The 23935-nt window shown below is 55.7% G+C and carries 21 protein-coding genes; all 21 read left to right on the top strand.

The window, feature by feature from the left end:
* Positions 1-19 precede the first annotated feature (19 nt).
* Positions 20-601 (top strand): Holliday junction branch migration protein RuvA, encoded by a 582-nt coding sequence (gene ruvA / locus OZ410_RS01685; RefSeq protein ID WP_277706175.1) that lies wholly within the window; start codon positions 20-22, stop codon positions 599-601.
* A 5-nt stretch (positions 602-606) separates the two neighbouring features.
* Positions 607-7776 carry a T9SS outer membrane translocon Sov/SprA gene (sov, locus tag OZ410_RS01680; protein ID WP_277706174.1) on the top strand — a complete coding sequence of 2390 codons (7170 nt, stop codon included), beginning with the start codon at positions 607-609 and terminating at the stop codon, positions 7774-7776.
* A gap of 106 nt (positions 7777-7882) precedes the next feature.
* Positions 7883-8263 carry a glycine cleavage system protein GcvH gene (gene gcvH, locus OZ410_RS01675; protein ID WP_277706173.1) on the top strand — a complete coding sequence of 127 codons (381 nt, stop codon included), beginning with the start codon at positions 7883-7885 and terminating at the stop codon, positions 8261-8263.
* Positions 8256-8654, top strand: coding sequence for a VanZ family protein (locus tag OZ410_RS01670; RefSeq protein ID WP_277706172.1), 399 nt, complete (start codon positions 8256-8258; stop codon positions 8652-8654). The genes gcvH and OZ410_RS01670 overlap by 8 nt, the downstream gene beginning before the upstream one ends.
* Before the next feature lie 54 nt (positions 8655-8708).
* On the top strand, positions 8709-9413 hold the full coding sequence (locus tag OZ410_RS01665; protein WP_277706171.1) for an energy transducer TonB: 705 nt from the start codon (positions 8709-8711) through the stop codon (positions 9411-9413).
* A gap of 157 nt (positions 9414-9570) precedes the next feature.
* Positions 9571-10326, top strand: a complete 756-nt coding sequence (locus OZ410_RS01660) for an energy transducer TonB (RefSeq protein WP_277706170.1) — start codon at positions 9571-9573, stop codon at positions 10324-10326.
* A 209-nt stretch (positions 10327-10535) separates the two neighbouring features.
* On the top strand, positions 10536-11438 hold the full coding sequence (gene cyoE / locus OZ410_RS01655; RefSeq protein WP_277706169.1) for a heme o synthase: 903 nt from the start codon (positions 10536-10538) through the stop codon (positions 11436-11438).
* Complete coding sequence (locus tag OZ410_RS01650; protein ID WP_420917739.1) at positions 11435-12022, top strand: cytochrome c oxidase subunit 3; 588 nt, start codon at positions 11435-11437, stop codon at positions 12020-12022. Before cyoE ends, OZ410_RS01650 begins: the two co-directional genes overlap by 4 nt.
* Before the next feature lie 92 nt (positions 12023-12114).
* Positions 12115-13089, top strand: coding sequence for a cytochrome c oxidase subunit 3 (locus OZ410_RS01645; RefSeq protein WP_277706168.1), 975 nt, complete (start codon positions 12115-12117; stop codon positions 13087-13089).
* A gap of 29 nt (positions 13090-13118) precedes the next feature.
* On the top strand, positions 13119-13502 hold the full coding sequence (locus tag OZ410_RS01640) for a cytochrome C oxidase subunit IV family protein (protein WP_277706167.1): 384 nt from the start codon (positions 13119-13121) through the stop codon (positions 13500-13502).
* A 68-nt stretch (positions 13503-13570) separates the two neighbouring features.
* Complete coding sequence (locus OZ410_RS01635) at positions 13571-14200, top strand: hypothetical protein (protein WP_277706166.1); 630 nt, start codon at positions 13571-13573, stop codon at positions 14198-14200.
* A 20-nt stretch (positions 14201-14220) separates the two neighbouring features.
* Positions 14221-14958 (top strand): SCO family protein, encoded by a 738-nt coding sequence (locus tag OZ410_RS01630; RefSeq protein WP_277706165.1) that lies wholly within the window; start codon positions 14221-14223, stop codon positions 14956-14958.
* Entirely contained in the window at positions 14948-15484 is a 537-nt protein-coding gene (locus OZ410_RS01625; protein ID WP_277706164.1) for a DUF420 domain-containing protein, read from the top strand. Before OZ410_RS01630 ends, OZ410_RS01625 begins: the two co-directional genes overlap by 11 nt.
* A gap of 2 nt (positions 15485-15486) precedes the next feature.
* Entirely contained in the window at positions 15487-15693 is a 207-nt protein-coding gene (locus OZ410_RS01620; RefSeq protein WP_277706163.1) for a hypothetical protein, read from the top strand.
* 98 nt (positions 15694-15791) lie between these two features.
* Entirely contained in the window at positions 15792-17036 is a 1245-nt protein-coding gene (locus tag OZ410_RS01615) for an ABC transporter permease (RefSeq protein WP_277706162.1), read from the top strand.
* 12 nt (positions 17037-17048) lie between these two features.
* Complete coding sequence (locus OZ410_RS01610; protein ID WP_277706161.1) at positions 17049-18308, top strand: ABC transporter permease; 1260 nt, start codon at positions 17049-17051, stop codon at positions 18306-18308.
* 45 nt (positions 18309-18353) lie between these two features.
* Complete coding sequence (locus OZ410_RS01605; protein ID WP_277706160.1) at positions 18354-19466, top strand: efflux RND transporter periplasmic adaptor subunit; 1113 nt, start codon at positions 18354-18356, stop codon at positions 19464-19466.
* 89 nt (positions 19467-19555) lie between these two features.
* Positions 19556-20260, top strand: coding sequence for an ABC transporter ATP-binding protein (locus tag OZ410_RS01600; protein WP_277706159.1), 705 nt, complete (start codon positions 19556-19558; stop codon positions 20258-20260).
* The gene (locus OZ410_RS01595; protein WP_277706158.1) at positions 20250-21482 is read left to right on the top strand and encodes an ABC transporter permease; all 1233 of its coding nucleotides are present in this window, start codon (positions 20250-20252) and stop codon (positions 21480-21482) included. The genes OZ410_RS01600 and OZ410_RS01595 overlap by 11 nt, the downstream gene beginning before the upstream one ends.
* 1 nt (position 21483) lies before the next feature.
* On the top strand, positions 21484-22749 hold the full coding sequence (locus tag OZ410_RS01590) for an ABC transporter permease (protein WP_277706157.1): 1266 nt from the start codon (positions 21484-21486) through the stop codon (positions 22747-22749).
* Between the two features lie 35 nt (positions 22750-22784).
* Positions 22785-23918 carry an efflux RND transporter periplasmic adaptor subunit gene (locus tag OZ410_RS01585; protein WP_277706156.1) on the top strand — a complete coding sequence of 378 codons (1134 nt, stop codon included), beginning with the start codon at positions 22785-22787 and terminating at the stop codon, positions 23916-23918.
* Positions 23919-23935: the final 17 nt, after the last annotated feature.

Raw genomic sequence — 23935 nt, 5'->3', positions numbered from 1 at the left:
GCCTAAACCAACCTAACCAATGATTGACCAATTAAACGGCAGGCTCCTTGAAAAATACCCGACCCACCTGGTGGTGGAATGCGCCGGCGTGGGTTACCTGGTCCATATTTCCCTGAACACCTATGGCACCCTTCCCGAAGGGGAGCAGCTTCGAATATATACCCATTTGCAGGTGCGGGAAGACGCCCATACGCTTTTCGGGTTCAGCACCCCCCAGGAACGGGAAATATTCCGGCTGCTGATCTCCGTGAGCGGGGTAGGGGCCAGTACAGCGCGTACCATGTTGTCTTCTATGACGCCGGCCCAGGTACGCGATGCCATTGCCTCCGGAAATGCGGGGGCCATACAGTCCGTAAAAGGGATTGGTTCCAAGACCGCCCAGCGCGTTATTCTGGACCTTAAGGACAAGGTTCTGAAAATTTACGACACAGACGAAGTTTCCCTGAAAACAGACAATACTCACAGAGAAGAAGCGTTATCAGCTTTAGAGGTTCTCGGGTTCGCCAGGAAGCCTGCCGAAAAGGTGGTGGACAAGGCGTTAAAACAGGACCCGGACCTGAGCGTGGAGGGCATTATCAAAACCGCGCTTAAAAATCTGTAAAAAGTTTGAAAACAGGGGCTTCAGCATTTTACACTGCTTACTGTAAACCGTTTTTCCTCCTCACCTTCCTGCTGGGGGCCGTCTGGGCCACCCGGGCACAGGATACCGAAACGGAGGCGGATACGGTTCGCACCGGGGCGTCCCTGGGCCGCATCGAGCTCGAAAACCCCCCGAGCATCCTCTCCAAATACACCTACGACCCCCAGTTGGACCGGTATATCTACACCGAGACCGTGGGGGACTACGATATTTCATACCCCATTATCCTGACGCCGGAGCAATACCTGGAGCTGGTCCGCAAACAGGACATGAAGGCCTACTTCAAGCAGAAGATCGACGCTTTTTCCGGTAAGAAAGCCGGGAGCGAAGAAGCCCGCAAGAACCTGCTGCCCAACTTTTACGTCAATAACAATTTCTTTGAAACCCTCTTTGGAGGCAATACCATTGAGGTGGTACCCCAGGGGTCCGTGGCCATGGACCTGGGGGTGATCTGGCAAAAGAACGACAACCCGGCCCTTTCCCCCCGCAACCGCACCAACCTGGCCTTCGATTTTGACCAGCGCATCAGCCTGAGTTTGCTGGGGCGCATTGGCGAGCGCCTGCAGGTCACGGCCCAATACGACACCGAGGCTACCTTCGACTTCCAGAACCTGATTAAACTGGACTATACCCCCACGGAAGACGACATCATCCGCAAGATTGAGGTGGGGAACGTGAACATGCCCCTGAACAGTTCCCTGATCTCCGGGGCCCAGAGCCTCTTTGGGGTGAAGACCCAATTGCAATTTGGCCGTACCACCGTTACGGCCGTCTTTTCCGAGCAGCGTTCCCAGAACAACACCGTGGTGGCCCAGGGCGGGGGCACCCTGAACGAATTTGAGCTTACGGCCCTGGACTACGACGAAGACCGCCACTTTTTCCTGGCCCAGTTTTTCCGCGACCAGTACGATCAGGCCCTGGCGGATTACCCCTACATCCGCAGCCAGGTACAGATCACCCGCCTGGAGGTCTGGGTGACCAACCGAGGTCAGATTACTACAAATGTGCGCAACCTGGTGGGGATCCAGGATCTGGGGGAAGCCATCCCGGATCAAACCCGCATCGGACGGGTGGGGGGAGACCCGGCCGGCTTTTTTAACCCGTCTGCGGCGGCCGGCAACCTGCCGCGCAACGGGGCCAACGACTACGACCCTAACCTGATCGGCAACGGGGGCGTACTTACCCAGGCCATCCGCGACATTGCAACGGTGGACAACGGTTTCCAGATTCCCGGGGGCTATGCGGCCAACCAGGGCTTTGACTATGCCATCCTGGAAAACGCCCGCAAGCTGGAACCTTCCCGGGATTACACCCTGAACACCCAACTGGGCTACATTTCCCTGAACCAGCGCCTGAGCAACGACGAGGTTTTGGCCGTGGCCTTCCAGTACACCTACAACGGGCAGGTCTATCAGGTAGGGGAGTTTGCCAACGGCGGGCTGGATGCCACCACCGTGAGCCCCGGGGCCCAGGTAGAGATCAACAACAACGCCCTGGTGCTGAAGCTGCTCAAAAGCAACATCACCAACGTTACGGATCCCATCTGGGACCTGATGATGAAGAACATCTACGCTACGGGGGCCTTCCAGCTGAGCCAGGAAGATTTTAAGCTGAACATCCTCTATTCCGACCCTACCCCACGGAACTACATCTCCCCGGTAGACCCCAACACGGGCTGGCCAAACACCCCCAAACTGCTGCAGGAACGCATCCTGCTGGATGTTTTTAACCTGGACCGACTGAATGTATACAACGATGTGCAGCCGGGCGGGGACGGCTTTTTTGATTTTGTGCCGGGCATTACCGTAAACACCCAGAACGGACTCATTATCTTTCCCAAAGTAGAGCCGTTCGGGGAATTCCTTTTTGACCTGATGGGCGGGGGGACCTACGACGTGGCTGACGACCAGGGATATAATGTGAACCAGCAGAAGTACGTTTTCCGCAACCTCTATACCCAGACTAAGGCCGCTTCCCTGGAAGATGCCGAAAAGAACCGCTTCCGCCTGAAAGGGCGCTACAAATCCGAAACCGGGAACGGCATCCCCATAGGGGCCTTTAACGTACCCCGCGGGTCTGTGCGGGTTACGGCCGGGGGCCGCACCCTGCAGGAGGGGATCGATTACACGGTGAATTACCAGGCCGGGACGGTGCAGATCCTGGACCCCAGCCTGCAGGCTTCCAATACCCCCATCAACATCTCGGTAGAGAACAACGCCGTATTCGGGCAGCAGACCCGCCGGTTTTCCGGGGTGAACGTGGAGCACCGGATCAGCGATAAGTTTATCCTGGGCGGTACCCTGCTGAACCTGAACGAACGCCCGCTCACCCAGAAAGCCAATTTCGGGGTGGAGCCTGTAAACAATACCATCTTTGGCCTGAACGGGATTTTTTCCACCGAAGTGCCCTTTTTGACCCGTCTGGCCAATGCCCTGCCCAATGTGGACACGGACGTACCCTCCAATGTTTCCCTGAGGGGGGAGGTGGCCGTCCTGAGCCCGGGCTCCCCTAAGAATGCCGATTTCCGGGGCGAAACCACCTCCTACCTGGACGATTTTGAAGGGGCCCAGGCCCTGATCGACATCCGCTCCTCCCTGGGGTGGACCCTGGCCAGTACCCCCCTGGAATTCCTGGACGAGGGGGAAGACGACCTGCAGACCGGTTACGAACGCGCCAAGATGGCCTGGTACACCATCGACCCGATCTTCTACACCAACCAGCGCCCATCCGGGGTAACGGACAACGATATTTCCCTGAACGCCACCCGGCGCATTTTCATCGATGAGGTCTTTCCGCGTATCGATATCGCCCAGGGGCAGACCACGGTGCAAAACACCCTGGACATGGTGTATTACCCCAACCAGAAGGGGCCTTATAACGCCAACCCAAACTTTGACGCCGAGCCTGTCACGGACCGCTGGGCCGGGATCATGCGCCCGCTCACCAGTACCAACTTTGAGCAATCCAACGTGGAATTCATCCAGTTCTGGGTGCTGGACCCTTATGTGGACGGACAGGCCACCGGGCCCGGCGAGCTGGTTATTAATTTGGGGAACATCAGCGAAGATGTGCTGGCGGATGGCCGCAAACAATACGAAAACGGCCTGCCCGGGCAGGGTTCCAACGACCTGACCACGGACACCCCCTGGGGGACCGTGCCCGCTACCCAGGCTCTGGTATATGCCTTTGATGCCAACGAGGCCAACCGCAGCTTGCAGGACCTTGGGTTTGACGGCCTGGACGATACGGCCGAAGCCGCCCAGGGGTATAATGGCCCGGCAGAAGACCCGGCCCTGGACAACTACACCTATTACCTGAACCGGGATGGCGACATCCTGCAGCGGTACCGGGATTTCAACAACCCCCAGGGGAACTCCCCCGTGAGTGTGACCAATACGGACCGCGGCAGCACCACCCTGCCGGACGTGGAAGACGTAGACCGCGATCTCACCATGAACACGGTAAACAGCTATTTTGAATACCGCATCCCGATCCGCCCCGGGATTTCGGTGGATGACCGCTATGTAACCGACATCAAGGAGGGGGTGACCCCAAACCTGCCTAACGGGGCCCAGCTGAACCGGCGCTGGATCCAGTACAAGATCCCGCTCAGCGATTTCACCGATGCCATAGGCGGGATTACGGATTTTCGCTCCGTAAGCTTTATGCGGATGTACCTCACCGGCTTTTCGGACCCCGTGGTGCTGCGCTTTGCCACCCTGGACCTGGTACGCGGCGACTGGCGTACCTATACCAAAACCTTGCAGACCGGTAACGACAACCCGGCGGACGACGGCACCCTGGTAGATGTGAATGCAGTGAACATCGAGGAGAACAATGCCCGCCTCCCCATTCCCTATGTGCTGCCCCCGGGGGTGTTCCGCGAGCAGCTGAACAACAACAACACCATTGTGCGCCAGAACGAGCAGTCCCTCTCTTTCGTGGTGGAAAACCTGGAGCCCCAGGATTCCCGTGGCGTATTCAAGAACGTGAATATGGATATGCGGCAGTACGAGCGCATCCGCATGTTTATGCACGCCGAAAAAATTGTGGAATCCGATCCCTACCAGGACGGGCAGTCCCTGGTGGGCTTTTTGAGGATCGGGACGGACTTTTCAGAAAACTATTACCAGATCGAAGTCCCCCTGGAGTACACCCCGTTTAGCGCAGCCACGCCGGAGCAGGTCTGGCCGGCCGTAAATGAACTGGAAATTGCCCTGGACGACCTGAACAAGGTAAAATCCCAGGGCATAGCCAACCAAACCCTGGGGCAGACCACCTATTACGAGGTGGTGGACGGGCAGGCCGTGGAGGTAGCTGAATTTGCACCCCGCCAGCCCGGGCAGATACGCATCGGGTTGCGGGGGAACCCATCCCTGGGGAGCATCCGCAGCATGATGGTGGGGGTCAAGAACATCGACAACATCCCCTTGCGCTCCGAAGTCTGGTTTAACGAATTGCGCCTTGCCGGCCTGGACAACCAGGGCGGGTGGGCCGCGGTGGCTGCCCTGGATGCAAACATGGCGGACTTTGCCAATGTTTCTGCCACGGCCAGCACCAGCACCTCCGGTTTCGGGGCCATTGACCAGATGCCCAACGAGCGGGCCCGGGAAGATGCGATTTCCTACGATGTGGTGACCAACGTGGAACTCGGGATGCTGTTCCCCAAGAACTGGAAGCTGCAATTGCCCTTCAACTACGGGATTTCCGAACAGCTGATCACCCCGGAATTCGACCCGGTATACGACGATCTCAGGCTGCAGGACCGCATTGATGCGGCCGCCAGCACCCAGGAGGCCGATGAGATCCGGGAGCAGGCGGAAGATTACACCCGGCGCACCAGCGTCAACTTCATCGGGGTGCGGAAGAACCGGGGAGAGGAAGCCGAGGCCAATTTCTTCGACGTGGAGAACTTCACCTTCAACTACTCCTATAATGAGACCAACCACCGGGATTTTGAGGTGGCCAGCCTGAGGGACCAGAACGTGCAGGCCGGGGTGGTATACAACCACAATTTCAAACCGGCCCCCCTGGCGCCCTTTGCCAAAAACGATTCCCTGTTGCGGGGCAGTTACCTGAAGTGGCTGAAGGATTTCAACATCAACCTGCTGCCCACCAGCATTTCGCTTCAGTCCAACATTAACCGGCAATTTAACCAGCAGCGCTTCCGGGACGTGCTGGAACCCGGGGTGGATGCCCTGGAGCTGCCCCTGCTGCAACAGCGGAACTACCAGTTCAACTGGCAGTACAACCTGAATTACGCCCTTACCCAGGCCCTGCGGGTGCAGCTGACCGGGTCCAACAACAACATAATCCGGAATTATTACGAGGAGTTGGGTAACCCCTTCTCGACCATCGTGCAGGACCGGACCCTCTGGGATGGCTTCTTCAACATCGGGGAACCCAACCGCCACAGCCAGCAGATGACCCTCAACTACGAGTTGCCGCTGTCCAAGATCCCCCTCCTGGATTTTGTGAATGCCCAGTATACCTACACCAGCAATTTTGAATGGCAGCGGGGCGGGGACGCCCTGAACCTGGCCGTGGCCAAGGCGCAGAACCCGGGCATCCCGGACGACCAACAGGTATTGCCCACCATTAACACCGTGCAGAACGCCGGCACCCATACCCTCACTGCTGCCCTGAGTATGCAGCGCCTTTACGACCGCCTGGGCCTGAAGCGGCGCAGCGGGAAACCCACCACCGGTATTGCACCCCCACGTACCGATAAAGGCGGAAATACCCGGGGCGGGAATACCGCAGGCAGCGGCAAATCCGGCAAGGGAGTTAATGCACTGGTGGATTTCCTGACCATGGTGAAGCGGGTGAACATCAATTACAGTGAAAACAGCGGCTCGGTCCTGCCTGGCTATACCCAGTCCATCGGGTTTATCGGGACCACCCGCCCCACCCTGGGCTTTGTATTCGGCAGCCAGTCCGATATCCGTTACCTGGCAGCCCGTAACGGGTGGATCACCACCTTTAACGAATTCAATGAGCAGTTTGTGCGGCGCACCAACCAGCAGCTGAACCTCACCGCCACGGCCCAGCCTGTGCCGGAGCTTACCATAGACCTGATTGCTGACCGCCAGTATGCCGAAACCCTGCAGGAGAATTTTGATATTACCGCCGGGGAGTACATCCCCCAGGCCCCCAATACCTACGGCAACTTCAGTATTTCGACCATGATGCTGGGTACGGCCCTGAGCCGTAGCGACGAATTCAATTCGGAGACCTTCGAGACCTTCAAGGCCAACCGCCTGACCATAGCTCAGCGGCTGCTGTCGGACCGCAGCGGGGCCGATGAGGGCGTGGATGCCGATGGCTTCCCGATCCGTTACGGCAAGACCCACCAGGAGGTGTTGTTGCCGGCATTCTTTGCGGCCTACACCGGGCAGGATGTGAACCGGGTAAACCTGGACGCCTTCCGGGAAATTCCCATTCCCAACTGGAACCTGAAGTACACCGGCCTGATGAAGAACAAGTGGTTTAAAAAACAGTTCAAGCGGTTCTCCCTGAGCCACAGCTACCGGGCGGCCTATACCATCAACAGCTTCCAGACCAACCTGGAGCGCTACCAGTTGCTGCGGGAGGGTACCCGTCCGATAGAAGCAGAGACCCTGGACCTGATGCCCGAGAACGTCATCAACAACGTGGTGCTGGCCGATGCCTTCAACCCCCTGGTACGCGTGGATTTCGAGATGCAGAATTCCCTGAGCGTGCTGGCGGAGGTACGTATGGACCGCGCCCTCTCCCTGAGTTTTGACAATAACCTGCTCACCGAGATCAACGGGAAGGAATACACCGTGGGCCTGGGCTACCGCTTCAAAGATGTACAGTTCGTAACCCGTATTGGAGGGGAACGCACCCGGTTGAAGGGCGACCTGAACCTGAAGGCGGACTTCAGCCTGAGGGATAACATCACCCTGATCCGCAACCTGGATATTGACAACAACCAGATTACTTCCGGGCAGAACCTGTTCTCGGTAAAATTCACGGCGGACTACGCCCTGAGCAAGAACCTGAACGCCCTGTTCTTCTACGATCACTCCTTTTCCCAGTTTGCGGTATCTACCGCCTTCCCCCAGACCACGATCAATACCGGGTTTACCCTGCGGTATAACTTCGGCAACTAAGAAGCCGGACGGCGGCTGTGCAGCCCAATCATTTTTGCGTTGGGGGGTTTGGCGTGTCCGGGCCGAATACGTTACATTTGCGGGACTGACTAATCCCGATACCCGAATGAATATTCCATCCGAACTCAAGTACACCAAGGACCACGAATGGGTCCGCATTGAAGGGGATACCGCCACTGTCGGCATCACCGATTTTGCCCAGGGCGAGCTGGGGGACATTGTCTACGTGGAGGTAGATACCCTGGACGAAACCCTGGACCGCGAGGAGGTTTTTGGCACTGTGGAGGCCGTTAAGACGGTTTCCGACCTGTTCCTGCCACTCAGTGGGGAGATTGTGGCTTTTAACGAGGCCCTGGAGGAGGAACCGGAAAAAGTGAATTCCGACCCATACGGGGAAGGATGGATGATCCGCCTGAAGATGACGGATGCTTCAGAAGTGGACGACCTGCTCAGCGCCGACGACTACAAGGCCCTGGTAGGTGCGTAGATGGGTGTTTACCTTTCTTTTTATCCTGTGGCTGACCCTGGTTACGGCTTCCTCCCTGCTTTCACTCCAGGGGGTAGACCTGGACGGCGTGTATCTGCCTTTCGGGGATAAGGGCGCCCATTTTATCTTTTATGCGGGGGCGATGCTGCTGGCCATGCTGGCCCTTTGGGAACGGGTTTCTGCCCGAATCCCTTTTAAAAAGGCCGCTTTGTGGGCCTTTGGGGTGCTGTTCCTGTATGGCCTGAGTATTGAAGGACTACAGGCCGTTATGCATATGGGGCGTACCGCCCAGGCCATGGATGTAGTGGCCAATACCCTGGGTTTAACAGGGGGACTTGCCTCAGCCAAAGTGGTGTTTCACGCATTGCGGTGGCTAAATTGGAAGCATTAATTGCATAATTCATAAAAGATTGGTTATTTTAGCAAGCATCAAATTATCGATAACATGGAACTGAAAAAGAGTCCGAAAGCCGACCTGAGGAAGAACAGCAGCCTGTACTTCGTGCTCGGTCTGGCCGTAGTGATGGCGCTGGTTTACGTGGCGCTGGAATGGAAAACCTATGACAAGGCGAATGATTACGACATCTCCATGGATGTTGAGGAACTGCTGGATGAAGAGGTCCCGATGACCGAACAGATCAAAACCCCTCCGCCCCCTCCGCCCCCTGCCGCCCCCGAAGTAATCGAGGTGGTCGAGGATGAAGAGGAAGTGGAAGAGACCGTTATCGAGTCAACCGAAACCAGCCAGGACGAAGAGATCATCGAGATCGAAGATGTAGAGGTGGAGGAAATCGAGGAAGACATCGAGGTGCCTTTTGCCGTAATTGAAAATGTACCGGTCTTCCCGGGCTGTGAAAACGCCAGCGACAAAAAGGCGTGTTTCAACGAAATGATGCAGAAGCACATCCGGAAGAACTTCCGTTATCCCGAAATTGCCCAGGAAATGGGGATTCAGGGACGGGTTGCCGTAATGTTTACCATCCAGAAGGACGGGAGCATCGGGAACATCCGAATGAGAGGTCCGGATAAAAACCTGGAGGCAGAAGCCCTGCGGATTATTGAAAAACTGCCCAAGATGACCCCGGGAAAACAACGCGGCCGCCCGGTTCGCGTACCCTTCAGTATCCCGATCATGTTCAAGCTGCAATAATCGGTTCCAACTTATAAACAAGAGCCCGGCCCTGAAGCCGGGCTTTTTGTTTTTCGTTGACTCACCCAAAGGGACTGTTCCCTCATTGGCAGGTATTTGCAAAGGCCTGGGGAATGCTTTTTGTGCCGGATTCAGGGTAACCTAAAACCCTTGAATCATGAAAACTACTGCGTCTTCCAAGACCCCTTCCAAACGCCGTGTAACCAAAGCGGAGGTGTCCCTGCCCCGGAGCGGGGTCCTCCGATTTCAGATTGGCCTGATCCTGGCCATGCTAATTTCTTATATCGCCCTGGAGTGGGTTTGGCCGGAGGTGCCGCCCCGGCAGGCTCCCCCCGAATCCCTGGAGGAGGCACCGGTGTTTTTTGTCATGGAGGAGCCACCTAAAGAAATGGCCCAGGCACCCCGGCCTAAGGCCCCACCCCGTCCGAAACCCATACAGGTACTTCCGCTGGAGGTACAGACCCCCGCTGCCAACCCACCGGATATTGTCCCGCCGATATCTCTGCCCCGGCCCTTTTCGCCGGCTGCCACTCCATCCGGATCCGATCCGGAGCCAGCCGTTTACCATGTCTTAAGTGTTCAGGAATTGCCGGTGTTTCCCGGGTGCGAGGAAACGGGGCCAGAAGAGCGCCTGGCCTGTTTTCAGCGGCAACTTACCCGCCACATCCGCAAAAATTTCCGGTACCCGGAATCGGCAGTGGCTACCGGGCAGCAGGGACGGGTGATGGTGGAATTTGTGATTGACCCGGGCGGGGTGGTGGGGCAGCTGCGACTGCGCGGCCCGGCCCTGGTGCTGGAGGCGGAAGCTGAACGGATTATTTCCGGCCTGCCCCGGATGCTTCCGGCACGGGTGCAGGGCATCCCTGTGGCGGTGCGGTATACGGTGCCTATCCAATTTGTGCTGGACCAATAGTCCTGAAATAGAAGCTGTGATTTGAAACAGGCTGCTGGGAAGTTGCAGGGCGGGGGGTTAGTTTAGCTCCGGGAGGGAGGGTGGGCCCCCTATTTCCGAGTCCCAACCAAAACACGCCCGCCTCAGCCATTCATTTTCAAATCGACAGCGTTTCAAATTAGCACATTAGGGAATTGACCCTTATCTTTGCGGGCCGATAGGAAATGCCTATGAAATCCGCCGCAGGGACTGTTCAGGCCAGCAGGTTACAGTTGGTTTATGCAGACTTTAAGACCCTTACTAAAGCCAAACTGGCTGTAAGCGTGGTCTTTTCTGCCGTGGCCGGATACCTGCTTGGAGCCCAGGGTATTGCCCTGAAGCCCATCTTGTTGCTGGTCCTTGGCGGATACGCCATGGTAGGGGCTTCCAATGCCTTTAACCAGGTGATAGAGCGCGACCTGGACGCCCGGATGCACCGCACGAAAAACCGCCCCATCCCGGCGGGCCGCATCAGTGTGGCAACAGCCCTGCTGATCGCCTCGGCCATGACCCTGGCCGGCGTGGTGTTGCTCTACCAGCTCAACCCGCGTACCGCCTTATTCGGGGCATTGTCTATATTCCTGTATACCTGTGTGTATACGCCCTTAAAAACGATTACACCCCTCTCCGTCTTTGCCGGGGCCTTTCCCGGGGCCATCCCTTTTATGCTGGGGTGGGTGGCAGCCACCGGGCAATTCGGGATTGAACCGGGCACCCTTTTTATGATACAGTTCTTCTGGCAGTTCCCGCATTTCTGGGCGCTGGGCTGGATGCTGGACGAGGACTACCGCCGGGGCGGGTTTAAAATGCTGCCCACGGGTAAAAAGGATACAGGCACGGTTGTACAAATTATTATGTACACCATCTGGATGATCGTGATTTCAGTAATACCGGTATTTGGGATTACGGGCAGGCTCACCCTCTCGGTGCCTGCAGCCGTGCTCATTTTTACCATGGGCCTGGTGATGTTGTGGTTTGCCCTGCGGCTCTATGAGCGGCGGGACCGGCAATCTGCCCGAAGCCTGATGCTGAGCAGCGTAACCTACATCAGCCTGATGCAAATTGTATATGTTGCCGATAAATATATAGGATGAACAAAAAGGAAATGGAAGTGACGACAGAGACCCGGCATGACCGGGCAAGGAAGATGATGTTGTGGTTCGGGATTGCGAGCCTGCTGATGACCTTTGCGGGCTGGACCAGTGCCTATATTGTGAGCAGTACCCGGGAAGACTGGTTGCAGGACTTTACCCTGCCCGGGGCCTTCTGGGTGAGTACGGGCATCCTGCTGGTCAGCAGCCTGACCTACTGGCTGGCGTTGCGGGCCGTCAGGACCGGGCAACAAAGGGCTGGCAGCCTCCTGCTGGGGCTTACCCTATTGCTGGGAATTGCCTTTATCGTATCCCAGTTTATGGGCTTTTCGGAAATGATCAGTTACGGGTATTACTTTACAGGCCCTACCAGCAGCATCACCCTTTCCTATGTCTTTCTCATTGCCGCCGTGCACATTCTGCACGTGGTTGCAGGAATCATTTCCCTGCTGGTAGTGGTATACAAACAACTGCGGGGGCGTTACGGCCCTGGGCGTATGCTGGGGATGGAACTCGGGATTACCTTCTGGCATTTCCTGGACCTGCTCTGGCTTTACCTGGTATTCTTTTTCAATTTTTACCGGTAGGCAAAGCCTTTTAAATGCATGGCATTTTGGCTTTTGTAACAGATAAAAAAATGTATTTTTGCTAAAATTCTCTTAATACCCAAAACGTATCTATGGATTCTACGGTAACGACCGGCACGGAAGGCAGCGTTTGGGGGGGTGGAAACCGCCCGCTCGGCGCCAGCTACGGCAAAATGATGATGTGGTTTTTCATCGTTTCCGATGCACTTACCTTCTCGGGCTTTCTCGCTTCTTACGGCTTTTCCCGATTCAAATTCATCGAAACCTGGCCGATTGCCGATGAGGTATTCACCCACGTCCCGTTTTTCCACGGGAACTTCCCCATGTACTATGTGGCCTTTATGACCTTTATCCTGATCATGTCTTCTGTGACCATGGTACTGGCTGTGGATGCGGGTCACCGCATGATGAAAAACCGGGTGATTATCTACATGTTCCTCACCATTATCGGAGGGGCTATCTTCGTCGGGTCCCAAGCCTGGGAATGGGCTACCTTTATCCGTGGTGATTACGGCGCGGTGGAAACCCGTGGCGGCCGTATCCTGCAATTTGTGAAGGCAGATACCGGCGAACGCGCTGCCCTGGCCGATTTTGCGGCCACTCTGCCCGAAACCCGGGAGCGTCAGGAATCCCGCAATGGGATTTGGTTTGAGTCCGAAGGCAGCCTGCCCACCTACTCTGTGGAGGAAGTGGCCGAAGGTCTGCGCGCCAACCCGAACATCCTGATCCGCACTGAGCAATTGAATGAAGACGGGCATAAAACGGTCCTGAACCGGGAGCAAACCCTGGAAAAAATCAAGGACGCCCGCCTGGTGGTGGAAGGCGCCAACCTGATCCGCAACGAATACGGCAGCCGCCTCTTTGCAGACTTCTTCTTCTTCATCACCGGGTTCCACGGGTTCCACGTGTTCTCCGGGGTGGTGATCAACATCATCATTTTCTTCAATGTGATCCTGGGTACTTACGAGCGCCGGGGGCATTATGAAATGGTCGAGAAAGTAGGGCTCTACTGGCACTTTGTAGACCTGGTATGGGTCTTCGTATTCACCTTTTTCTACCTGGTTTAATCCATCTAAAGCGATAACAGTACAGATTCATGGCACACGATCATAAACTCGAGATTTTCAGAGGCCTGCTCAAATTCAAGTCCAACACCCAAAAGATCTGGGGGGTACTGGTGTTCCTGTCCATCGTTACGGCGATAGAAGTGGCATTGGGGATCACCAAGCCGGCTATCCTGACCCACAATACCTTTATCGGGATGAAAATCCTGAACTGGATCTTTATCATCCTGACCCTGGTGAAGGCCTATTATATTGCCTGGGATTTCATGCACCTGCGGGACGAGAAGGCCTCCCTGCGCAGGGCTATTGTATGGACCCCGATTTTCCTGGTGAGCTATCTGGTTTTTATCCTGCTCTTTGAGGCGGATTATATCTATAACGTTTGGAAGGACGCCTACATCAGCTGGAATTTCTAACGGAAATTTAACCCCATTACAAGACGGTCCTACGGCCGTCTTTTTTTATTTTTGTACCCCTATAGGCTATGAAAAAGACTCTGGTCCTTATTGTTCTGTTTGTATTGCCCCTGGTGGTGTATTTGTTTTTTGCCTCCGGGGTAACCAATTTTGGCCGCCTGCCCGTTTTATCGGGTCCGGTCGGCACCCTGGAAGCCTTTGAAGGCGGAGGGGAATTGCAGGGACGCATCACCATCCTTGGCTTTCTGGGTTCGGAGGTAGATACCAAGAAGGGCCATGCCTTTAACCTGAACCAGAAGATCTATAAACCCTTTTACGAATTTCGGGACTTCCAGGTACTGATGGTGGTCCGCAAGGGGGCAGAAGCCCAGGTTGCGGAACTGAAAAAGGAACTGGGTGGGTTTACGGACCTTAGGGGCTGGGAATTCGTTTACGGAGAGCTGCCGGAAATCCGGGCTTTTTTTGCCTCCCTGGGAACAGACCTGGAATTGGATCAATCCGGGGCCACGCCTTACGTATTTATCGTGGACAAGGATGCGAACCTGCGCGGGCGCTCCCAGGACGAAGACGAAGGGTTGAAATACGGGTTCGACGCCACCTCGGTGGCAGACCTGAATAACAAGATGAAGGACGATGTCAAAATCATCCTGGCCGAATACCGCCTGGCACTGAAAAAGAACCAGTCGGAGACCCGCTAAGGCCCGCCTGAAGCATACCTATGGCAAAGCAAGGAAAATACCACTACATCTGGATCGGAGCCGTTATCCTGGTTTTCGGGATCATCTTCGTACCTGAAATCCTGGAGCGATTCCAGGCAGGGGCAGTGGTGCAACACGACCGGATCAGTACGGAGGCAGGCCCCCTGGAGTACATTACCCTGAATGGCGAGCGCCGGAAGGCCCCTTCCTTTGCCTTGCTGAACCAGGACAGCCTGCTTATTACCGATGCCGATTACCGCGGAAAGGTCTATGTGGCGGAGTTCTTCTTTACCACCTGCCCCACCATTTGCCCGGTAATGACCCAGAACCTCCTGGATCTGCAGGAGACCTTTGCAGACAAAGAAGACTTTGGGGTGGCCTCCTTTACGATCAACCCCCGCTACGATACCCCAGGCGTGCTTAAGGCCTATGCGGAGCGGTATGGCATTACGGATATGGACTGGCACCTGCTCACCGGGGAGCGGGACAGTATTTACGAGCTGGCCAATGCCGGATACAACATTTTTGCCGCCGAGATGCCGGATGTGCCGGGTGGCTTTGAGCATTCCGGGCTTTTTGCCCTGATCGACAAAAACGGCTATATCCGCTCCCGCAAGGACGAATACGGGAACCCCATTGTGTACTACCGGGGCACCATTACCCAGGCCCAGGGGGCCAATGCGGCAGGCGAAACCGAACAAATCAGCCTGCTGAAAGCCGATATTGAAAAATTACTGGAAGAACCCTATGAGCCCTGAAACTACCCAAAAAGAGCGTCAATTTAACCGTTGGATCTGGATTGTTTCCATCGCGATCCCCGTGGTGGTGGCCATCCTCTTTGGCATTAAAATCCCCGGGGCGGAACCCCTGGGCTTCCTGCCGCCCATCTACGCCGGCATCAATGCCCTTACGGCCGTACTGCTGCTGGCTGCCCTCTGGGCCATCCGCCAGGGCAAGCGGGCCACCCACCAGAAGCTGATGGTAACCTGCATTGTCCTCTCCCTGTTGTTTCTGGTGATGTACGTAGCCTACCACATGACCTCGGAGTCTACGCCCTTTGGGGGCACGGGTGCGGTGCGCATCCTGTATTACGCCATTTTGATCAGCCACATCCTGTTGTCCATTGCCGTAATCCCATTGGTGCTGCGTACCTATGCCAAGGCCTACCTGGGGGATTTTAAAGGACACCGGAAACTGGCCCGGGTTACCTTTCCCATCTGGCTGTACGTAGCCGTAACCGGGGTGGTGGTATACCTGATGATTGCCCCGTATTATCCGTATTGAAGATGAAGAAAGCCGTCTTTTTTCTGCTATTGCTCCTGGCCGCCCCGGCCATTTACGGCCAATGTGCCATGTGCCGTGCCGTACTGGAAAGCGGGGGAGACAACGGGGTAGCCGAAGGCATCAACAACGGCATCATTTACCTGATGGCGATTCCCTACGTCCTGGTGGGGGCCATCATTTTCCTGGTCTACCGCAAATTAAAATCCTGATCTCCTGGGATTTTTCTGCCGCTTTACTGTAACAATTCCTGCCCCGGGCCGTCTACTAGGTAAGCCGTCTGGCTGTTCATCAATCAATAGACCAACCCATGTTCGACCTGGAACGTTGGCAGGAAATCTTCGATACCCTTCGAAAGAACAAACTGCGCACCTTTCTTACCGGGCTCTCTGTGGCCTCCGGTATCTTTATCCTGGTAATCCTGCTGGGGTTCGGGCAAGGTATGCGCAACGGGATTGCCCACGAGTTTGAACAGGACGCCTCCACTTCCGTCTGGGTCTGGCCCGGCACCACAACCAAGGAATTCAAGGGCCTGAACCCCGGGCGCCGCATACAGTTACGCAACGAGAATTTTGACCACTGGAGCCAGGGCAACCGCGATCGCATCGAATATGAAAGCCCCCGCATTTTTGTGGGCGGGGTATCCGTAACCTATGGGAACGAAGCCCTGGTGTACGGCGTACAGGGCGTGGATGCGGATTTCCAGTTTATCGAGAACGCCCATATGACCCAGGGCCGCTTCCTCAACGCTGCGGACCACCAACAAACGGCTAAGGTGGTGGTGATCGGCGAGAAGATTAGAAAGGATGTCTTTGGCGATTTGGATACCCCCATAGGGGAATTTGTGGAATTCTCCGGTATCCCCTTTAAGGTGATCGGGGTGTATAAAGAACAGGAAGACCGGGAGGAAGAGCGACTGTATATTCCATTAAAGACTGCTCAGAAAGTCTTTAACGGGGGCGACCGCCTCAATAACCTGGCCTACACCCTGCCGCCGGCCGAAACCTTCGACCAGGCTGTGGCCCAGGCCATTGCCTTTAAAGACCAGTTGCGGCAGTATCTGCAGCAGGTGCATACGGTGGCCCCGGACGACACAAGCGCCATCCAGGTATGGAGCGCCATGGAAGAGGCCAAGCGGTATTACAGCCTGACCAATAACATCAAGCTCTTTTTCTGGTTTGTAGGGGTGTGTACCATCATTGCCGGGGTAGTGGGGGTAAGCAATATCATGCTGATTGTGGTCAAGGAACGCACCCGGGAAATCGGTATCCGCAAGGCCCTGGGGGCCAAGCCCTGGTCCATTGTGGGGATGATCCTTCACGAAGCCATCTTTGTTACGGCCTTTTCGGGATTTGCCGGCCTGATCTTCAGTATGGGCCTGCTGGAACTGGTAGGGCCCCATGTAGAGGTAGATTACATCATGAACCCATCGGTGAACCTGAATGTGGCCCTGACTACGGTAGGCGTCCTGATTCTGGCTGGCACGGTAGCCGGCTTTTTTCCCGCATGGCGGGCTGCGAACATCCGGGTCATCAATGCCCTGAGGGACGAATAAAGCTGCTGCGCTATGTTTAACAAGGACCGCTGGAAAGAAATTATCGAGGTGCTCACCGCAAACTGGTTCCGAACCGTCCTGACGGCCTTCGGGGTTTTTTGGGGCATCCTGATCCTGATAATCCTGCTGGCGGCAGGGAAGGGCCTGGAGAATGGCATTAAGGCAGACTTTGGCGACATTGCCACCAACACCATGTTTATCTGGACCCGCCGTACCACCAAGGCCTATAAGGGCCTGCCCAAGGACCGGGATTTCAGTTTTAAGGTAGCGGACCGGGAATTGTTGGCCTCCCAGTACCCCCAGCTCCGGTTTATCTCCCCCCGCAACCAGCTGGGTGGCTTTCGGGGCGGCAACAATGTGGTGCGCGGCATCAAGACCGGGGCCTACAATATTTACGGGGACTACCCGGAGATCATAAACCAGGACCCCATGGGGATTACCGGTGGCCGCTTTATCAACCACAACGACATCCGCGAGAAGCGCAAAGTAGCGGTAATCGGCGAAGGGGTGGTAAGCGAACTCTACGATGCCGGGGAAGCCGTGCTGGGGACCTACATCAAGGTGCAGGGAGTCAACTTTATGGTGGTGGGCACCTACAAGAAGAAATCCAACGGGGGCGATGGGGAAGAAGGGCAGAAGCAGATTTTTGTCCCCTTCACCTCCTTTTCTCAGGCCTTTAACCGGGCGGACAATGTGGGGTGGATGGCCATAACGGCTAAGGACGGGACCTCCATCACCTCCCTGAAGGAGCGGATTGTCTCCACCCTGAAAGACAAGCATAAGGTGCACCCGGACGACCAGCGGGCCATCGGGTATTTTGACCTGTACGAACAGTATAACCGGGTGGAGAGCCTCTTTGGCGCCATGCGGTTTATCGCCTATTTCGTCGGCATTCTGGTGCTGCTTTCCGGCATTATCGGCGTGAGCAATATCATGCTGATTGTGGTGAAGGAACGCACCAAGGAAATCGGTATCCGCCGCGCTTTAGGGGAACAACCCTGGAGCATCCGCAAGCAGGTGCTCATGGAATCCCTTTTCCTGACCATTATTTCCGGGATGGCCGGCATTGCCATGGGCGCCCTGTTTATCTATGGGGTGAATGCCCTGCTGGATGCCAGCGGCCCTGTGGATATGTTTACCAGCCCCAGCGTGAGCCTGGCCGTAGTTTCGGGCGCCCTGGGTATCCTGGTGGTTTCCGGCCTGCTGGCGGGCTTTATCCCCGCCCAGAGTGCCATCCGCGTTAAACCGATAGACGCCTTGCGTACCGAATAAAAATTTATCTGTTAAAAAAAACAAGTTACAAACTGACGTACTGCCATGAAAAAATCCGTAACCATCCTGATCCTGGCCATCATCCTGATCACCTTTGGCGGGTCCATGTACTACCTGTACCAAAAGAACGCAGAAGACCCGGTGGTCTACCAGACCGAGACCCCCACGCGCCAGAATATTGTTCGTAAAACTGTGGCTACGGGCAGCATCCTCCCCCTGGAGGAAGTCCTGATTAAGCCCAACATTTCCGGGGTGATCGAGGAGATCTACGTGGAAGGGGGCGATTTTGTCCAGGCCGGCGACCTGCTGGCCAAACTCAAGGTGGTTCCCAACCTGAGTGCCCTGAACGACGCCAAGAACGCTATTGCCGATACCCAGATTACCCTGGACGACCAGCGCCGCAATCTGGAGCGCCAGCAAAACCTGTTCCGCAAAGGGGTGATTTCCCAGGTAGACCTGGAACGGGCCCAGGTAAGCCACGACCAGGCGCGGCAGGCGTATTCGGCTGCCAACAAACGGTACGACATTGTGCGTACCGGGACTACCAGCGGCCTGAGCAGTGCGGCCAATACCATGATCCGCGCCACCGTGAGCGGGATGGTCCTGGAGGTGCCTGTGGAAGTGGGCAACCAGGTGATCGAAGCCAACACCTTTAACGAAGGCACCACCATTGCCGCCATTGCGGACATCGACAAGATGATTTTTGAAGGGAAGGTAGACGAGTCCGAAGTGGGTAAGATCCGCGAGGACCTTCCCCTGGAGATTACCGTGGGGGCTATTGAAGACCAGGTCTTCGATGCCGTACTGGATTACATCGCCCCCAAGGGCAATGAAGAGAACGGGGCCATACAGTTCGAGATCAAAGGGACCCTGAAAAAGCAAGACAGTGTGTTTATCCGCGCCGGGCTGTCCGCCAATGCTTCCATCATCCTGGGGCGGGCGGACAGCGTCCTGGCCCTGAAAGAAGCCCTGGTACAGTTCGACGCGGATACCAAACAGCCCTTTGTAGAAGTGGAAACGGCCCCCCAGCAATTTGAGCGCCGGGACCTGGAACTCGGGATCTCGGACGGCATCTACGTGGAGGTAAAGGCCGGGGTGCAGGAAGGGGAGGCCATCAAGGTCTGGAATGCACTGGTACCCTCGGAAGCGGGTCGTTAAGCTTTAACATAAAATTTAGACCGGGCCCTGTAACAAAAGCGCAATTTCGCGGTCTAACCAGGTGTTCGGCCCAACAGAAAAGACCAACCATGATTGAAATCAAAGATTTGCACAAGTCCTACAAGATGGGGAGCAACTCCCTGCATGTGCTCAAAGGGATCAATTTTAAGGCGGAAGAAGGGGAACTGGTGGCCATTATGGGTTCCTCCGGTTCCGGGAAATCCACCCTGCTGAATATCCTGGGCATGCTGGACGAGGCAGACAGCGGGCAGTATATCCTGGACGGGGTAAGGATCGAGAACCTGAGTGAGACCAAGGCAGCCCGTTACCGCAACAAATTTCTGGGGTTTGTCTTTCAGTCCTTTAACCTGATCAACTATAAAACGGCCATGGAAAATGTGGCCCTGCCCCTGTATTACCAGAAGGTGAGCCGGAAGGAGCGGGAGGCCAAAGCCCTGAAATACCTGGACCAGGTTGGCCTGAAGGAGTGGGCCCACCACCTGCCCAGCGAACTCTCCGGGGGGCAGAAGCAACGGGTGGCCATTGCCCGCGCCATGGCGGCAGAACCCAAGGTGTTGCTGGCGGACGAACCTACCGGGGCCCTGGACAGTACCACCTCCTATGAAGTGATGGATCTGATCCAGCAGATCAACGACAGGGGGAACACCATCCTGGTGGTCACCCACGAGGAAGATATTGCCCATATGTGCAAACGCATCATCCACCTGCGGGACGGGGTGATTGTGGAAGACAAGAAAATTAAGCAGGTAAGAGCTTCCGAATATGTTCAGTAGGGATACTTGGCGGGAAATCTTTACCACCCTCCGGAAAAACAAGCTCCGGACCTTCCTTTCGGGCTTTACCGTGTCCCTGGGGATCCTGATTTTTATTACCCTTTACGGGATGGGCAACGGGCTCATCAATACCTTCGACAAGTTCTTTTCCCAGGATGCCACCAACGTGCTCTACCTCTTCCCGGGGCGCACCTCCATGCCGTACAAGGGATATAAGTCCAACCGCACCATCGAATTTGAAAACTCGGACCTGGAGGACATCGAAAAGGATTTTGACATGTTCGTGGAACACGTTTCGCCCATCATCCGCCGCTCGGCCCTGGTGAAATACAAGCAGGAGTCCAACAACTACACCACCATCGGGGTAGACTGGGGGCAACAGTTTGCCGAGAAGACCATTATGATGAAGGGGCGCTACCTGAACCAGCGCGATATCGAGGAGAAAACCCGTAATGCCGTCATTGGCCGCCTGGTGGAAATCGATCTTTTCGGCTCTGGGAATGCCATCGGGGAATTCATCGACCTAGGGGGCAGCGTCTTTAAGGTTATTGGGGTGTTTCAGGACGAAGGCGGCGACAACGAGGAGCGGCAGATCTATATTCCCTATACCACCCGCCAGCTTATTGAAAAGAACACGGACAAGGTGCAGCAGATTGTGGTGCAGTTTAAACCCCAGCTGGGGTATACCGGGGCCATGGCCCTGGAGCGCAACCTGGAACGCTTCTTCAAGGACAAGAAATTCATTAACCCGGAGGACCGCAATGCCCTGTTTATCCGCAACGTAACGGACCAGCTCAAACAGAACCAGGATTTTGCGGGTGCCCTCCAACTCATCGTTACCGTAGTGGCCTTCGGGACCATTATTGCCGGTATTATCGGGATTAGTAACATTATGGTATACGTGGTGAAGGAGCGGACCAAGGAGATCGGGATCCGCAAAGCTATTGGCGCCACTCCGCGCAACGTGATCAGCACCATATTGCTGGAGTCCGTATTTATTACCACCATTTCCGGCTTTACCGGCATGCTTATCGGGATTGGCCTGTTGCGCTCTTTGGGCGACAACCTTTCGGAGGATTATTTTATCACCAACCCCTACATCAGCACCGGGGTGGCCGTGTTTGCCACCGTGGTCCTGATCGTGTTTGGCGGCATTGCGGGATATGTGCCAGCACGGCGGGCGGCACGGATTAAACCCATTGTAGCCCTAAGAGACGAGTAAGATGCGATTGCTATTCGACAAAAATACCTGGCAGGAGATTTTCGGTTCCATCGGAAAGAATAAGACCCGTACCATTATCACGGTAATCGGGGTGCTCTGGGGCATCTTTATCTACATTGCCCTGGCCGGGGCCGCTAAGGGGCTGGACAATGGTTTTGAGCGCAACTTCGAAACCGTGGCCAAAAACAGCCTCTGGGCCTGGACCAACCGCACCAGCATTCCCTATGGGGGGTACAAGATCGGGCGGGCGGTCCCCCTGAAGGTGGGCGACGCCGAAACCCTGCGCAACCGCATCCCGGATATCCAATACATTGCCCCCATCAACACCAAGGGGGTCTTTGGCGGGGCCGCAGCCCAGGGGATACGGGGCCTGAAATCCGGATCTTACCCCGTGTATGGGTATTACCCGGAAATTGCCAAGATGGCCACCCAGAAGATCTATAAGGGCGGCCGCTTCATTAACGAGGAAGATATGGAAGGTGCCCGCAAGGTCTGTGTGATTGGCGAGCGCGTACAGCAGGAACTCTTCGAGAAGGACGAGGAGCCCGTGGGGTCTTACGTCCGGATCGACAACGTATACTTTCAGGTGATCGGGGTGCATAAATTCTCCCAAACCACCCCCTTTGGTTCGGATGGGGATATTTTCATTCCTTTCAACACCTTTAAAAAACTGTACAATACCGGGGATTCTGCCCAGTTCTTTACCATTGCCGCCTACGACGATGCAGATGTGGTACAGGTGGAGCAGGATGTAAAACGGGTGCTGAAAAGTATTCACCGGGTGCACCCGGACGACGAACGCGCCATTGGCTCCTTTAACCTGGGCCAGATTTTTGGCCGCATCATGGGCTTTGCCCAGGGGATTACCTTCCTGTCCCTCATTGTGGGGCTGGCCACCATCCTGGCCGGGGTGATCGGCATCGGGAACATCCTTTTGATTTCGGTAAAAGAACGGACCAAGGAACTCGGTATCCGTCGTGCCCTTGGGGCTACCCCGGGGGAGGTACGTACCCTGATCATCCTGGAATCCGTCTTCCTGACCATGATTGCCGGGGTTATCGGAATTGTATTAGGAGCCGGCGTACTCAGCATCATCAACCGCCTGACGGCGGATACCACAGATTTCCCCTATACCAACCCCACGGTCCCCATCCCTCTGGTGGTGGGCGCCCTGCTGGTAATGGTTGTCCTGGGGACCCTGATCGGGATGATTCCGGCCCAGCGGGCGGTAAGCATTAAACCCATAGACGCGTTGCGCGAAGAATAAGAACGTAAAAGAAACTACTAATACCAACTACTGCGATGAACAAGTTTGTCAAATACGGATTAATCGGAATCCTGGTGATCGGAGCCCTGTGGGCCGCTACCTATTTCATCAAGACCAACAGCAAATCCGCCGTTACCTACGAAACCCAGACCCCCTTTACCTCGAATATCGAGCAGAAAACGGTGGCTACCGGAAAAGTGGTCCCCGAGGATGAAGTGGAAATCAAGCCACAGATTTCAGGGATTATCGACAAGATTTATATGAAGGAAGGGGACGACGTCCGCGCCGGCGACCTGATTGCCGTGATCAAGGTAGTACCCAACGAACAGGCCCTGAACCAGGCCCGCGGCCGGGTGCGAAATGCCGAAATTGCCCTGAACAATGCCCAGATGGAATTCGACCGGAACAAGACCCTGCACGACCGGGGGGTGATCTCCGACCAGGAGTTCAACAACCAACAACTCCGGTACGACCAGGCCCGGCAAGAACTGGATAACTCCCGTGCAGATTACCAGATTATCCTGAAAGGTTCGGCCGGGGGCTCTTCCAGCGCCAACACCAACATTCGCGCCACGGTAAACGGGACCATCCTGGAGATTCCGGTAGAAGAAGGCGACCAGGTAATCCAGTCCAACAACTTTAACGACGGGACTACCATTGCCACCATTGCCGACCTGAATAAGATGATCTTTGAAGGCCAGGTAGACGAGGGCGAGGTTGGAAAACTACGCATCGGCATGCCCCTGGAAATTAGCCTGGGTGCCCTGGAAGACCAGAAATTCGATGCGACCCTCCGCTTTATTGCGCCCAAGGGGATCGAGGAAGCCGGAGCCGTACAGTTTAAAATTGAAGGAGACGTGCAGGTAAGCGATACCGTAATGATCCGCGCCGGCTACAGCGCCAACGCCTCCCTGACCCTGGAGAAGCGGGACAGCGTAATGGTGATCCCCGAAGCCCTGCTCCAATTCGATAAGGAAACCGACAAACCCTATGTGGAAGTGTCCACCGGCGATCAGAAGTTCGAACGTCGTGAGATCGAAATCGGTATTTCAGACGGCGTAAACGTAGAGATCCTTTCCGGCCTCTCCATGGAAGACAACGTAAAGGTTTGGAACAAGACCGAGCCGATCAAGCGCGGTACCGAAAATGAAGACGAAGCCGAAAGCTAAGAAGGCAAAAACCAAGA

The organism is Robiginitalea aestuariiviva, assembly GCF_029537735.1.
Classification (GTDB): domain Bacteria; phylum Bacteroidota; class Bacteroidia; order Flavobacteriales; family Flavobacteriaceae; genus Robiginitalea; species Robiginitalea aestuariiviva.
The sequence above is the reverse complement of the archived record's forward strand: the minus strand, read 5'-3'. Positions and strand labels throughout refer to the sequence as shown.

Bases quoted from the DNA above. Each gene is read 5' to 3' on its own strand.
- ruvA (WP_277706175.1), top strand. From the start codon at position 20: ATGATTGACCAATTAAACGGCAGGCTCCTTGAAAAATACCCGACCCAC.
- gcvH (WP_277706173.1), top strand. From the start codon at position 7,883: ATGAATATTCCATCCGAACTCAAGTACACCAAGGACCACGAATGGGTC.
- OZ410_RS01665 (WP_277706171.1), top strand. From the start codon at position 8,709: ATGGAACTGAAAAAGAGTCCGAAAGCCGACCTGAGGAAGAACAGCAGC.
- OZ410_RS01660 (WP_277706170.1), top strand. From the start codon at position 9,571: ATGAAAACTACTGCGTCTTCCAAGACCCCTTCCAAACGCCGTGTAACC.
- cyoE (WP_277706169.1), top strand. From the start codon at position 10,536: ATGAAATCCGCCGCAGGGACTGTTCAGGCCAGCAGGTTACAGTTGGTT.
- OZ410_RS01650 (WP_420917739.1), top strand. From the start codon at position 11,435: ATGAACAAAAAGGAAATGGAAGTGACGACAGAGACCCGGCATGACCGG.
- OZ410_RS01645 (WP_277706168.1), top strand. From the start codon at position 12,115: ATGGATTCTACGGTAACGACCGGCACGGAAGGCAGCGTTTGGGGGGGT.
- OZ410_RS01640 (WP_277706167.1), top strand. From the start codon at position 13,119: ATGGCACACGATCATAAACTCGAGATTTTCAGAGGCCTGCTCAAATTC.
- OZ410_RS01635 (WP_277706166.1), top strand. From the start codon at position 13,571: ATGAAAAAGACTCTGGTCCTTATTGTTCTGTTTGTATTGCCCCTGGTG.
- OZ410_RS01630 (WP_277706165.1), top strand. From the start codon at position 14,221: ATGGCAAAGCAAGGAAAATACCACTACATCTGGATCGGAGCCGTTATC.
- OZ410_RS01625 (WP_277706164.1), top strand. From the start codon at position 14,948: ATGAGCCCTGAAACTACCCAAAAAGAGCGTCAATTTAACCGTTGGATC.
- OZ410_RS01620 (WP_277706163.1), top strand. From the start codon at position 15,487: ATGAAGAAAGCCGTCTTTTTTCTGCTATTGCTCCTGGCCGCCCCGGCC.
- OZ410_RS01615 (WP_277706162.1), top strand. From the start codon at position 15,792: ATGTTCGACCTGGAACGTTGGCAGGAAATCTTCGATACCCTTCGAAAG.
- OZ410_RS01610 (WP_277706161.1), top strand. From the start codon at position 17,049: ATGTTTAACAAGGACCGCTGGAAAGAAATTATCGAGGTGCTCACCGCA.
- OZ410_RS01605 (WP_277706160.1), top strand. From the start codon at position 18,354: ATGAAAAAATCCGTAACCATCCTGATCCTGGCCATCATCCTGATCACC.
- OZ410_RS01600 (WP_277706159.1), top strand. From the start codon at position 19,556: ATGATTGAAATCAAAGATTTGCACAAGTCCTACAAGATGGGGAGCAAC.
- OZ410_RS01595 (WP_277706158.1), top strand. From the start codon at position 20,250: ATGTTCAGTAGGGATACTTGGCGGGAAATCTTTACCACCCTCCGGAAA.
- OZ410_RS01590 (WP_277706157.1), top strand. From the start codon at position 21,484: ATGCGATTGCTATTCGACAAAAATACCTGGCAGGAGATTTTCGGTTCC.
- OZ410_RS01585 (WP_277706156.1), top strand. From the start codon at position 22,785: ATGAACAAGTTTGTCAAATACGGATTAATCGGAATCCTGGTGATCGGA.